The sequence below is a fragment of the Flavobacterium paronense genome (assembly GCF_030409795.1).
Lineage (GTDB): Bacteria > Bacteroidota > Bacteroidia > Flavobacteriales > Flavobacteriaceae > Flavobacterium > Flavobacterium paronense.
In genome coordinates this window covers 2,558,551-2,571,889 of sequence record NZ_JAUFQN010000019.1, presented here as the reverse complement: position 1 = coordinate 2,571,889, position 13,339 = coordinate 2,558,551, and the positions used below count along the sequence as shown (strand labels likewise).

Below are 13,339 nucleotides of genomic sequence, written 5' to 3'. Positions count from 1 at the left end.
AAAAATGGTTTCTCGCAAAGTAGCAAAAACATAAATCTCTTATTTTTATTGCTAAATGCTATGTTTAAAAAACAAAGTCGCAAAGACTTTTCTTTGCGACTTTGTGTCTTTGCGAGAAAATTAAACAGTCACCAAACTATTAGGCTCTACCAAAATTTCTTTTCCATTTACGAAAACTGAAATCGCCTTTTCACCTTCCAGACTAAATTTAGTTTCCTTCTGATGTACTGAAACTTTTAAAATTTGATTTCTGAAATTAATCTTAAACGAATAGTCATTCCAGTCTTTTGGAATTCTAGGTTCGAAATGTAAGGTGTCATTTTTCACACGCATTCCGCCAAAACCTTCCACAATACTCATCCACGTTCCAGCCATTGATGTGATGTGCAAACCTTCTTCGACTTCTTTATTATAATCATCCAAATCCAAACGCGAAGTTCTTAAATAGAAAGTATAGGCTTGTTCCATTCTTCCTAATGTTGACGCTTGTATTGAGTGAACACAAGGCGAAAGGGAACTTTCATGAACAGTAAATGGTTCGTAGAAATCGAAATGTTTTTCTAATTGCTCTTTGCTGAAATGATCTTCAAAGAAATAAAATCCTTGTAAAGTATCCGCTTGTTTGATATAAGGTGAACGCAAGATTCTGTCCCAGGACCATTTTTGATTTATCGGACGTTGTGACTTGTCTAAATCGTGCACTTTAACCAATTCTTTATCTAAAAAACCATCTTGTTGTAAATACACATCATGTGTTTCCGAATAAGGGAAGTACATGTGGTCGGCCACTTTTCTCCAATGTTGGATTTCAGTTGCTTCTAATTTTACTTTACTAGTGATTCTATCAAAATCAGCACTATATTCTTTTTCTACCTTATTGATTTGTTCAATGGCATAGTCAATACACCATTTGGCTAAATAATTAGTGTAGAAATTATTGTTAACGTTATTTTCATATTCATTTGGACCCGTAACGCCAAGAATCACATACTGATTTCGATAAGTTGAGAACGTAGCTCTTTGATGCCAGAAACGGGCAATTCCGATTAAGACTTCCAATCCTTTTTCTGGAATGTAACTATAATCGCCTGTAAATCTGTAATAATTAAAAATAGCAAATGCAATGGCACCATTTCTGTGTATTTCTTCAAAGGTGATTTCCCATTCGTTGTGGCATTCTTCACCGTTCATTGTTACCATCGGGTACAAAGCAGCTCCGTTTTTGAAACCTAATTTCTCCGCATTTTCGATGGCTTTATCTAATTGATTATAACGATAGGCTAAAAGATTCCGGGCCACTTGTTGGTCTTTGGTAGCCATGTAAAACGGAATGCAATACGCTTCAGTATCCCAATACGTAGAGCCACCATATTTTTCTCCCGTAAATCCTTTCGGACCAATATTCAATCGCGAATCTTTCCCTAGATAGGTTTGATTAAGATGGAATATATTGAAACGAATTCCTTGTTGGGCTTTCACGTCACCATCAATAGTGATATCGCTCATTTCCCAGATTTTTGCCCAAGCATTGATTTGATTATTCAATAATTGGTCGTAGCCCAATGATAATGCTTTTGCAATAACATTTTGGGCAGCAACTTGAGTATTTTCGTGGTTCATGGAAACGGTATAACCACCTAATTTTTGTATAGAAGCCGTTTGATCTTTTGCAACCTTAACCTCATAAGTAAACTGAACTTTCTCATTTGAAGCTTCTACATTTGATGGAGAAATATTTTGATTTTGTCCATTTAACAGTATGCTATTTTGCATAAAAGTTGTAGCTGTAAAATGCGTTTTGAAAGTTCTTGCCGTGACAAAAGCTTCGTTTGCTGAATTTTTCACGTCTAATGGTTCCCAAAATTTTTCTTCCCAGTTGGCATCTTCATTATGAACTCCAGCATCAACATAGGGTTTGAAAGTTATTTTGGCATCCGCTTTTAGTGGCGTAATTTCATAATTTATTACACCAACTTCATCTAAATCTATCGATAGAAAACGACGAACGTTTACTGAAATTTCAGTTCCATTTTGTAAAGTAGCTTCAAAAGAACGGTTGTAGATTCCCTCTTTCATATTGAGTTCACGGCGGAAGTTTTTTACTGCTTTACAAGTGGCTAAATCTAAGTTTTCGCCATTAATTTCGATGTTGATTCCAATCCAATTTGGGGCATTTAGCACTTTGGCAAAATATTCTGGATAACCATTTTTCCACCAACCCACTTTGGTTTTGTCCGGATAGTAAATTCCGGCGATATAACTTCCCTGAAAAGTTTTTCCGGAATAGTATTCTTCAAAATTGGCACGTTGACCCATGGCGCCGTTTCCAATGCTGAATAAACTTTCTGAGGATTTAACTTGTTCTAAATCAAATCCTTCTTCTATGATTGACCAGTTGTCTGGTTTGATATAATCTTGATTCATTTTAATTTCCTTTTATCATTCAATTTTGATTTATAAAGGCTTCTATAAAAGAAGTATCCATAAAAGTAAAATCTTTAAAATTGTATTTAGCTTCGTGTAAAATTCGCTCATCGCCAATACCAATACTAGTCATATTGGCAATGTTAGCGGCTTGAATTCCGGCAACAGAATCTTCAAAAACCATAGAATTTTCGTTAGTTGCATTCAATAATTTGGCAGCTCTTACAAAAACTTCTGGATCTGGTTTGGCATTGGTGACATCATTTCCATCAACAATGGCATCAAACAGATGTAAAATTTTTACTTTTTCTAAAATTGGTCGGGCATTTTTGCTAGCCGAACCTAGGGCAATCAATTGTTTTTTTTCTTTAATAAATTCCAAAATATTGAGAACGCCGGGAAGAATTTCGGATTCATCCATATGCTCAATATAAGAGAGGTAATCTTCATTTTTTTGTTTTAACCATTTGTTTTTATTCTCTTCTGAAGCTTCAATATTTCCAAGTTTCAGAATGATTTCCAAAGAACGAACACGGCTAACACCTTTCAATTCTTCGTTGTGTTCCGGTGTAAATTCGATTCCTAAATCGCTTGCTATTTTTTGCCACGCTAAAAAATGGTATTTTGCTGTGTCAACAATAACGCCATCAAGATCGAAGATGAATGCTTTTTTTGTCATTTATTTTTGTATTACGTCGTCAACATCTTGCACTTTTACTACTAAAATTGCGGCTATAAGAAAACTTACGCCACTAGTAATGATGGCATAAATAGCATGGTCGTTGTATAAATATTTCACTAACGGACCACCTATTAATGCGTTGATGATTTGTGGTATTACGATAAAGAAATTGAAAATCCCCATATAAACTCCCATTTTCTTAGGAGAAATTGAACCGGCGAGTATTGCATAAGGCATAGATAAAATACTAGCCCATGCGACACCAACTCCAATCATGGAAATAATCAGCATTTCTTTGTTTGGCATAAAATACATAGAAAGTAACCCTAAACCACCTGCAATCAATGAGATGGAATGCGTTGTTTTTCTTCCGAATTTTTTAGCTAAAATTGGTAAAAGGAAGAGTGCTACTATGGCTGAAACTAAGTTATAAACCCCAAAAATTACACCAACCCAATCTCCAGCTTCCTGAAATGCAGGGCTGGTATGGTCTTCTACAGATAATCCGTAAATGTGTTGTGCGATAGCTGGAGTTGTAAAAACCCACATTCCGAAAAGTGCAAACCAGGAAAAGAATTGCACCCAGCTTAATTGTCTCATGGTTGTTGGCATTTTTCTGAAATCTTCAAAAATATCCATCAAGCTTGATTCTTTTACTTCGCCGTCATCAGCAATTGCTTTTAAATGTGCCTGCTCATCTTCGAATTTAGCTAATTCTTCTGGAGAATATTCTTTGGTAGAAAACAGAGTTACCATTATTGAAGCTACTAAAACGACAGCGCCTATAATAAAAGAAACTACTAAATGATGAGGAATTTTTCCGGCTTCAGCACTATTAGAAACTCCAAACCAATTAGTTAAAACATAGGGTAACCAAGAACCTATAACAGCTCCGAAACCGATAAGTGCCGTTTGAATACTAAAACCTAATGTTCTTTGATCTGAACGTAAATTGTCTCCTACTAATGCTCTGAAAGGCTCCATGGCAATGTTGAAAGAAGCGTCCATTACCATCAACATTCCGGCGCCAACCCAAAGAGCGGGCATAAATGCGATAAAAATGTCAGCTTGTGGCATCAAAATTAAACCTACAGACGCCAATAAAGCACCGGTTAAAAAGAAAGGTTTTCTTCTGCCGAATCTTCCCCAGGTATTGTCACTGTAATGACCTATTATGGGCTGAACGATTAATCCCATTAGCGGAGCGATTATCCAAAACCAGGATAATTCATGTACATCAGCACCAAAAGTTTGAAGAATTCTGCTAGCATTAGCATTTTGAAGGGCAAAACCCATCTGTATTCCTAAGAAACCGAAACTCATATTCCATATTTCCCAGAAACCTAATTTACGCTTTTCCATTATCGTAATTAATTGATTAATAAACGATAAGCGATATGCTTATCAAAACTTATTTTATTTTCGAAGTAAAGTATAAGCTTTGATAATTGTCGTAAAGATAATAAAGAATTTAAGTTGAGTTAATTTTGAGTAAAAAATTTAGCAAAGTTATTTACGCAAACGTTATTTTGTTAATAAGTTAAATAATCGGTTACTGGTGATTTCACCCATTTTGTTAGGATTCCGGACGTATTTATCTGCGGGAAGTGTTTTAACCCATCTGGGTTTACTTCCAAATGTGTGCGGTGTTTTAGCGTAATGTGTGCGGTGTGTGTCCGATAAAAAAGGCAAAAACATTGCACACACATCGGACACACATCGCACACACATCGCACACACTATGAATAAATATCAAAAAAGAGCCTGTTGAATTACTTCAAAGGCTCTTTTTTAATATGCGGTAAAAATTTAGATTATTTAGTCGATTCTCGTTCCACTAATTCGGTTTCGATGACTTCGGTGCTGTATTGTTCGTCTTCTTCGTCTTCTAATTCTAGTCTTTCAATAAGCATCTTGGCTGCTTTTCCGCCCATTTTGATTCCGTTTTGACTAACGGTTGATATACTTGGAGTTGAATATTTAGAAATAATTCCGTCTGTGAAACCAATAATTGAGAGTTCTTCAGGGACAGCAATATTATTCTTTCTGGCTAATTTAATGGCGGTCACGGCAAATATTTCATTAACAGCAAAAATGGCTTCAATCTCATTATTAAGTAATAAATTTTCGATAGCCGATTCAAAGTTGTCGGTATCTTCAATTTTAAGGATTAGGTTTTCATCAATTTTTATATCATTGTTTTTTAAGGCTTTGATATAGCCATCGGTTCTTAATTTCCCTACGCTGACATAGTCGATAGTTGTTATTAGTGCTATTTTTTTAAATCCTTTATTGATAAGAAATTGTGTAGCATTAAAGGCAGCTAAACCATCGTCAATAATTACCTTGTCGCATAGAATATCATTGGTAACTCTATCAAACATGACTACAGGCATTCCTTGATTTATAACTTCTACTATATGGTGAAAATCCTTTTTCTGTTGTGTTTCTTTTGAAAGTGACATAATAAAACCATCGATGCTACCGTTTGCCAATGTTTCCATATTAATAACTTCTTTATCAAATGATTCATCGGACAAACAAACCAATACGTTATACCCATATTCATTAGCAACATTTTCAACACCGCTAATTACCGTTGCAAAAAAATGGTGAATAATTTCAGGAATAATAATACAAATTGTCTTTGTTTTTCTATTCTTTAAACTCAGAGCAATATTGTTTGGTTTGTAATTGTATAATTTAGCAAAAGCTTGTACTTTTTGTCTCGTGTCTTCGCTTATTTCCAGACTGTTTTTCAAAGATTTTGAGACTGTAGATATAGAGACATCCAGTTCTTTAGCAATTTGTTTAAGCGTTACTTTTCTTTTCATGATAAGAATTTGATAAATAGTAATTTCTGAATAAAGGTAGAGGATATTTTTTATTCCGTAAATTTTAGTGTTAATTATTTATAAAAACCAAAAAGTTTTCAACACGCAAACGTTTTCGGAACACATTTTAAAACGGTTTATTATTAAAGTGTAAAATTTTGCATAAATTTAACATTCGAAGTCAAAGTATAAGCACAAAATTATTTTTTAACCTAAACAAAATGTATGAAAACAATTTACAAAAAGTTGTTATTTTTATTTCTTTTACTGCCTCTTAGCATTTTTGCTCAGACCAGTTTAAGTGGTATTGTAGTTGATAAAAAATCAAATCAACCCCTACCAGGAGTAAATGTAACCGTTCAAGGTGCCAGCAATGGTACTTCAACAGATTTTGATGGAAAATTTAAGTTAGCCGGACTAAAAGAGGGAGACGTAGTAGTCTTTTCATTTATTGGTTATGGCAATGAAACTTTGAAATTTACCGGACAGAAATCTGTATCAATTAGCCTAGATGAAAGTGCAAATCAATTGCAAGAAGTTGTTGTTCAAGTAGGGTATGGTACAGTTAAGAAGAAAGATGTTACAGGATCTGTGAGCACACTCTCTTCAAAAGAATTTAACAAAGGAACAAATGTTACTGCAGAAAATTTACTTAACGGTAGAGTGGCAGGTTTAACAATTAATGCTGGTGGTGGAGCACCTGGTTCTGGAACTCAAATCAGAATTAGAGGAGGTTCCTCTTTATTTGCATCAAATGACCCATTAATTGTGATTGATGGTTTACCAATTGATTCTAAAACCGGAACTGGTTCAACCTCTTTTTTAGCGTCTTTAAATCCAAATGACATCGAAAGTTTTACCGTTTTAAAAGATGCTTCTGCTTCCGCAATTTATGGATCAAGAGCCTCTAATGGTGTTATCATAATTACTACCAAAAAAGGGGGTAAAAAATTATCTGTAGATTATAATTTTCAGTATGGTTCAGGTAAATTAATTGATAAAATTGACGTGTTTAGTGCGGCTGAATATAGAGATTTGATAACTACTGTTAGACCAAGTAATGTTGACCAATTAGGAACAGCTAATACTGACTGGCAAGAAGAAATATACAGAAGAACTGATTTCGTTGATAACAACCTATCTATCAAAGGGAATTTATTCAATGCGATTCCGGCACGTTTATCTATAGGGAATACATATCAGGAAGGGTTAAGATTAACCAACTCTTTTACAAGAAATACTATTTCTACTACATTAAATCCTAATTTCTTTGATGACCATCTTAAAATAAGATTGAATGCTACTTATTCTAATGAGAGAAATAGATTTGCAGATGGAGTTGAAGGTTCAGCGTTAAGATTTAACCCAACGCTACCAGTTTACGATGCAACTTCCCCTTATGGTGGATATACCGAGTATTACAATCCGGATGGTTCATTAAAAATAGGAACCAGAAATCCTGTAGCTCAATTAAACCAAACACAAGACAGAGGGATTAATAATAGATTTTTTGGAAATTTTGAAGTGGATTATAAATTTCATTTTTTTCCGGCACTTAGAGCTGTTGTTAGTTTAGGATTTGATGAGGCTAATGGAGAGAGAACAAAAAAAATGGGTACTGATGCTGCTTCTGCACCAAGTAATAACAATATTCCTTATGGAAAAAATGAGTATGAAGACAGTACCAGAAGAAATAAATTATTTGATTCCTATTTAGTGTACAACAAAACTTTTGGAAAATTAAATTTAGAGGCTCAGGTAGGTTATTCCTATCAAATTCGTCAAAGTGAATCTTTTGCAACAGGGAATATTTTAAATCCAACCTTGGCATCAAACTTTCCTGAAACAACTACTGATACTGATAACGTCTTGATAGGTTATATAGGAAGAGCTAAATTTTCTTATGACGACACTTATTTGTTAACCTTAACTTATAGAAGAGATGGTTCTTCAAGATTTCCGGTAGACAATCGTTGGGGTAATTTCCCATCGGCAGCTTTTGCATGGAAATTAAAAGAAGCGATGTTTAAAAATTCAAAATCAGTTACCGATTTTAAACTACGTTTAGGTTATGGTATAACAGGTCAACAAGAAATTGACGATGTAGAAGCAAGAAACTACTATATCCAGCAGTATGCAACAGGTAGTGGAACGAGTCAATATACCTTTGGAACCGTATCGTTCCCAATAGGTGTTTCTAAACCTTACAATCCAAATTTGAAATGGGAACAAACGACTACTTACAATGCCGGTTTAGATGTTGGTTTATTTGACAGACTTAATTTATCTTTTGATGCTTTTTACAAAATATCTGATGATTTAATTGCTAAAGTTGCAGTGCCGGACGGAGGTAATTTCTCTAATAGAGGATACCAAAATATCGGAAGTTTTTCTACTAAAGGTCTAGAAGCAGCCGCTAACTGGGAAGCAGTAAAAACAGAGAATTTTAACTGGAATATTAATTTAAATGCAACTGCTTTCAAAAGAAGAATTGATAAGTTGGCCTTTGGTGCGGATATCTTATTAGGAGATACTGGTGCAGGAACAGGTGGAACGGCTCAAATTCATAAAGAAGGATTTGCTCCAAATTCTTTTTATGTGTACAAACAGTTATATGATACTGCCGGGACACCAATTGAAGGTGCCTATGCTGATTTAAATGGCGATGGTATTATCAATGGTGATGATAGATATTTGTATAAAAATCCAGATCCAAAAGTAAGTTTTGGCTTTGCATCAACTATGAATTATAAAAATCTTGACTTCTCATTTAACATGAGAGCAAGCTTGGGTAGCCATATTTATAATGCTGTAAACGCAGGAAGAGCTCAGTATAATTCATTATTAAATAATGTTTTAGAAAATGTTCCTACTTCTGTTTTAGACACTAATTTTAATACAACAGCTGATGTTGTATTATCAGACATATACATTGAAAATGGTTCTTACTTAAAAATGGATAACATTACTTTAGGGTATACTTTTCCTAAATGGTTAGAAGGTAAAGCTTCTTTAAGATTGTATACCGGTATTCAAAATGTTTTCACTATCACTGAATATTCAGGTTTAGACCCAGAGATAAATAATGATGGTAGAGATAATACCATTTACCCAAGACAACGCACTATACAATTTGGTGCTAATGTTAAATTCTAAAAAAAAAACTATGAAAAAATTAAAAATTAATGCATTTTATTTAGTAGGTCTGTTCCTCGTGCTTAATTCGTGTACAGGAGACCTAGATGTAGTGCCTAAAGATGATGATGTATTTTTATCTGAAGCCTTTTTTGCTCAACCTGATGCTTACAGACAAGGTTTAGCCGGAGTATATGGTAATTTATCATTAACGGGTTACGGTGATGCCGGTTCTTCTTTCTTAGAAGGAATTGATGCCGGTACAAGTCAATTTAGTAGATGTTTATGGTATCTGCAAAACTTGACAACTGACGAGGTTATCTGGAGTTATGAAAATGACCCGGGAACAAAAGAGTTGCAACGTAATATTTGGAATGCAAGTAATCCTATCATTTTGGGGATGTTTAGTAGAACCATGGGTGAAGTAGCTTTTGCTAATGAATTTTTGCGTCAAACTACCCCAGAAAAATTAAGTGGTAGAGGCGTTACTGATGCCACATTGTTAGCTGATATTGAAGACTTCCGTAATGAGGCTAGAACTTTAAGAGCTTTTGCTTATTATAATCTTATGGATTTGTATGGAAAGGCACCTTTTATTACAGAGGCAGCTCCTTTAAATACTGCTGGGCCACAATATGACAGACCACAATTATTTGCTTTTATCGAAAGTGAATTAAATGCTGTTTTGCCTAATTTAAAACCAGCCAGAACTAATGAAAATGGTAGGTTAGACCAAGCATTTGCCAGAATGGTATTAGCAAAAATGTATCTGAATGCAGAAGTTTATATCGGTACTAACAGATATGCAGATTGTATGGACCAATGTTCTCAAATAATTGCTGGTGGATACGCTTTGAGACCTAACTATCTTGATAATTTTAAAGCAGATAACAACACATCTGAAGAAATGATTTTCTCACTTCAATCAGATGGCCAAGTAACTCAAAGTTATGGAGCAACTACCGTAATGATTAATGGAGAAGTTGGGTCACTAGAAGCAAATGGAGCATCTCTTGGAGTTGGTTCAGGTGGTTGGGGTGGTGCTTTACGATTAAGAAAGCAATTTGTTCAAAAATTTGATGGTTCAGCCTATGATTTTGATGCTAGAAAAACATTATCAGGTGGTGGTGATAGAACTTTAGAAATAAGTGACATTGCTAATAAAGACCAAGGGTATATTTTAGCTAAGTTTTCAAACATCAGTTCAGGTGGTATACCTGGACAAAACTCAACATTTGTTAACACAGATTTCCCATTGTTCAGACTTGGTGATGTTTATTTAATGTACGCTGAAGCGCAAATGAGAAGAGATGGAGCAACTAATGGTAGTAATACTGCGAATGCAAATTCACAATCATTAACCTATATCAATTCGTTAAGAGAAAGAGCTAATGATGGAAATTTTGCAAATGTTACTGCTTCAGATGTTACTTTAGATTTTATCATTGATGAAAGATCGAGAGAATTACATTGGGAAGGACACAGAAGACAAGATCTAATTAGATTTGGTAAATATACTGGAGGAACATATAACTGGGCTTGGAAAGGAAATGGAGCAAACGGAATAGCAATTTCTAATAACCTTAAACTTTTCCCACTTCCTGCACAGTCTTTAGCAGCCAATCCTAATTTAACTCAAAACACAGGATATTAATTTAAAATAGAAAAATTATGAAAAAAATATCAATTTTAATACAAATGTTCTGTGCTCTTTTGGTAATCAGTTCATGTACTGATGATAATGCCAATTTTAAAGTTGCGGATACTACACCAGTTGTATTATCAAATTTAGAAATAACAGACATAGAACTTGATCAAGTAAACCCAAATAATCCTGCTATTACATTAAATTGGAGTTCAGCTAATTATGGGCAACAAACGGCGGTGTTTTATAATGTTCAAGTAAGTAAAGATGCAGCATTTACAACTCCTGTTTCGGTTACAACCGTTAATACTAATAGTGCAACACTATCAATTAACCAATTAAATTCTGCTGTTGGTAGCGCTGGTTTACCTCCTTTCCAATGGAATGCTGCCTATGCAAGAGTGGTAACTACAATTGGAACTACGGGTAGTTTGCCAGTGGCATCAAATACTATAACTTTTAATGTGTATCCTTATTTTAATTACCCATTTAAAGATTTTTATTTAGTAGGTAATGCAACAGAGCCAGGATGGAATAATAATAACAATAATCCTCCTTTATTTAGAGATGGTTCAAACCCAAATTTATATAGATATGCGGGTTATTTTTCTACTGGAGAATTTAAAGTTTTAGAAGTAAAAGGACTTTGGCAGCCACAGTGGGGAACTAATAGTGGGACAGGAATTAATGTTAACCCAGGTGGAGGTTCTGATCCTGGAACTTTTCCTAACAATAATTCTGCAATAGCAGCAGCGGGGTATTATACTTTTACGATTAATTATAGTACCAATGCTTTTACATTTGTACCATTGTCAACCACAGGTGCAGTAAATTATAGCTCTATGACCATTCAAGGAAGTGCAAGCGCTACTACTGCAATGACTCAATCAACATTTGATAATCATATTTGGCATACAAATACTTTGCATTTGACTCCTGGTGATTTGAAATTTGTAACAAATACAAGTTCAGTTTGGGGAGGTTCAACTTCTTTTTCAGGAACGGCAACATTGAATGGTTCAAACATTCCAGTAATTGTTGAAGATGATTATGATGTTTGGTTTAATGATTTAACAGGTCATTACATTTTGATACCATTAAATTTATAACCTTTAAAAAAAAGTATAATGAAAATACACATAAAAAAAATCAGTAGTATATTATTACTATCATTGATGTTTGTCTTAAATTCCTGTGGTTCAGATGATAATTTAAAAGTTACTTCGCCTGATGCAGAATTTAAATTAACCGAACCTGAGATTAATACGGTCTATTTAAATTTTGGACTTCCTCAAAATCCGGCATTAACAGTGGTTTGGAAAGATGATTTAACGGGTAGTTCAAGTTACACTGTTGAAATGTCATTGGATGGAGATTTTACCAATGTTACCACACTTGGCAGCACAAGTAATAAAGAATTTACTATTTCTGTACAAGATTTAAATGTAGCAATTCGTGAGGCAGGTGTTGAAAATTTTAGAGATATTTCAATATTTTTAAGAATAAATTCTGGTAGTGTTTTAAGTAATTCAGTACTGTATTTTGTTACAACATACCCAACCAATCCTCCGGTTATTAACGGTCCGGCGAGTGGAACTTCTTTTGTACTATCTATTAGTAACTCCGGAGATACTGCAATGACAGTTAATTGGACGGATGTTGTGTTAACTTCAGATTTAAATATCGATGTAGATTACACAGTGGAAGCAGCTTTAGGAGGTTCAAATTTTGCCTCGCCAGTTTCTTTGGGGAGTGGTACCAATTTAACTACTTTAGCAGTAACTCATGCTACTTTAAATGCAGTTGCATTAGGTATAGGTCTAACTCCAGGAGTTGCTGGAAATGTTGATTTACGAATTAAAGCAAAAAACACAAACGAAAGTGGCGATGTTTTAACAAGAACTACTTTAACAAGAACAATTTCTGTAACGCCTTATAATGTATCTTTTCCAAATTTATTTCTTGTAGGAAGTGCAACTTCACCAGGATGGAGTAATAATAATAATAACACTCCAGTTTTTAGAAACCAAAACGTTCCAAATAATTATGTTTATACAGGTTATTTTAACGCTGGAGCATTCAAATTATTAGAAGTAAAAGGACAATGGCAGCCACAATGGGGAACAAATGACGGAAGTACATTAGCAGTAAACCCAGGTGGAGGAAGTGATCCTAATACATTTAATGTTGCTACTGCGGGATATTATACTTACAGTTTCACAACTGTTGGTCAAGGCGGAAGTTTTACAGTAACACCTTACACTGGCTCAGTAGCAACTACCTATTCAACAATGGGAATTATTGGAGCTGCAGTTGGCGGATGGGGAGATGCTGATGAAGTTAATTTTACACAAGATGCTAATAATCCACATTTATGGTATTCATTAGGTGTAAACTTTACTTCTGGAGCCGAGTTTTTAATCAGAGCTAATGATGCTTGGTCAAGTGTATGGAGATACAATGGTTCACAACAGCTGTATGGAACTTCTGTATTAGCAGCTGGAGGAAATAATTTCCCATTTAACGGAGCAACTGGAAGTTATGATGTTTGGTTTAATGATTTAGATGGCAGTTATATTATATTGCCACAATAATAATAATTAAAGTGAAAAGAAAGGC

8 protein-coding genes are annotated in these 13,339 nt (G+C 34.4%); 4 read left to right on the top strand and 4 right to left on the bottom strand.

The window, feature by feature from the left end; translation table 11 throughout:
• Positions 1-120: 120 nt before the first annotated feature.
• From QWY90_RS12375 to QWY90_RS12360, 4 genes are all read right to left on the bottom strand, one after another.
• On the bottom strand, positions 121-2,424 hold the full coding sequence (locus QWY90_RS12375) for a glycoside hydrolase family 65 protein (RefSeq protein ID WP_290286267.1): 2,304 nt from the start codon (positions 2,422-2,424) through the stop codon (positions 121-123).
• Positions 2,425-2,443: 19 nt separating this feature from the next.
• Positions 2,444-3,103 (bottom strand): beta-phosphoglucomutase, encoded by a 660-nt coding sequence (gene pgmB, locus QWY90_RS12370; RefSeq protein ID WP_290286266.1) that lies wholly within the window; start codon positions 3,101-3,103, stop codon positions 2,444-2,446.
• The gene (locus QWY90_RS12365; RefSeq protein ID WP_290286265.1) at positions 3,104-4,468 is read right to left on the bottom strand and encodes an MFS transporter; all 1,365 of its coding nucleotides are present in this window, start codon (positions 4,466-4,468) and stop codon (positions 3,104-3,106) included.
• Positions 4,469-4,920: 452 nt separating this feature from the next.
• Positions 4,921-5,940 carry a LacI family DNA-binding transcriptional regulator gene (locus QWY90_RS12360; protein WP_379691673.1) on the bottom strand — a complete coding sequence of 340 codons (1,020 nt, stop codon included), beginning with the start codon at positions 5,938-5,940 and terminating at the stop codon, positions 4,921-4,923.
• 225 nt (positions 5,941-6,165) lie between these two features.
• Between QWY90_RS12360 and QWY90_RS12355 the strand changes: the two genes are divergently transcribed.
• The 4 genes from QWY90_RS12355 to QWY90_RS12340 are packed head-to-tail and all read left to right on the top strand — an operon-like array spanning position 6,166 to position 13,314.
• A complete protein-coding gene (locus QWY90_RS12355; RefSeq protein ID WP_290286264.1) occupies positions 6,166-9,096 on the top strand; it encodes a SusC/RagA family TonB-linked outer membrane protein in 2,931 nt (976 codons plus the stop codon).
• A gap of 10 nt (positions 9,097-9,106) precedes the next feature.
• On the top strand, positions 9,107-10,729 hold the full coding sequence (locus tag QWY90_RS12350; protein ID WP_290286263.1) for a RagB/SusD family nutrient uptake outer membrane protein: 1,623 nt from the start codon (positions 9,107-9,109) through the stop codon (positions 10,727-10,729).
• Between the two features lie 17 nt (positions 10,730-10,746).
• Positions 10,747-11,829: a SusE domain-containing protein gene (locus QWY90_RS12345; protein ID WP_290286262.1), complete on the top strand. Its 1,083-nt coding sequence runs from the start codon at positions 10,747-10,749 to the stop codon at positions 11,827-11,829.
• An 18-nt stretch (positions 11,830-11,847) separates the two neighbouring features.
• Complete coding sequence (locus tag QWY90_RS12340) at positions 11,848-13,314, top strand: SusE domain-containing protein (RefSeq protein ID WP_290286261.1); 1,467 nt, start codon at positions 11,848-11,850, stop codon at positions 13,312-13,314.
• Positions 13,315-13,339 lie beyond the last annotated feature (25 nt).

Excerpts from the sequence above, each read along its gene's own strand:
- QWY90_RS12375 (WP_290286267.1), bottom strand. The coding sequence starts at position 2,424 with ATGAATCAAGATTATATCAAACCAGACAACTGGTCAATCATAGAAGAA.
- QWY90_RS12350 (WP_290286263.1), top strand. The coding sequence starts at position 9,107 with ATGAAAAAATTAAAAATTAATGCATTTTATTTAGTAGGTCTGTTCCTC.
- QWY90_RS12340 (WP_290286261.1), top strand. The coding sequence starts at position 11,848 with ATGAAAATACACATAAAAAAAATCAGTAGTATATTATTACTATCATTG.
- QWY90_RS12355 (WP_290286264.1), top strand. The coding sequence starts at position 6,166 with ATGAAAACAATTTACAAAAAGTTGTTATTTTTATTTCTTTTACTGCCT.
- QWY90_RS12360 (WP_379691673.1), bottom strand. The coding sequence starts at position 5,940 with ATGAAAAGAAAAGTAACGCTTAAACAAATTGCTAAAGAACTGGATGTC.
- pgmB (WP_290286266.1), bottom strand. The coding sequence starts at position 3,103 with ATGACAAAAAAAGCATTCATCTTCGATCTTGATGGCGTTATTGTTGAC.
- QWY90_RS12345 (WP_290286262.1), top strand. The coding sequence starts at position 10,747 with ATGAAAAAAATATCAATTTTAATACAAATGTTCTGTGCTCTTTTGGTA.
- QWY90_RS12365 (WP_290286265.1), bottom strand. The coding sequence starts at position 4,468 with ATGGAAAAGCGTAAATTAGGTTTCTGGGAAATATGGAATATGAGTTTC.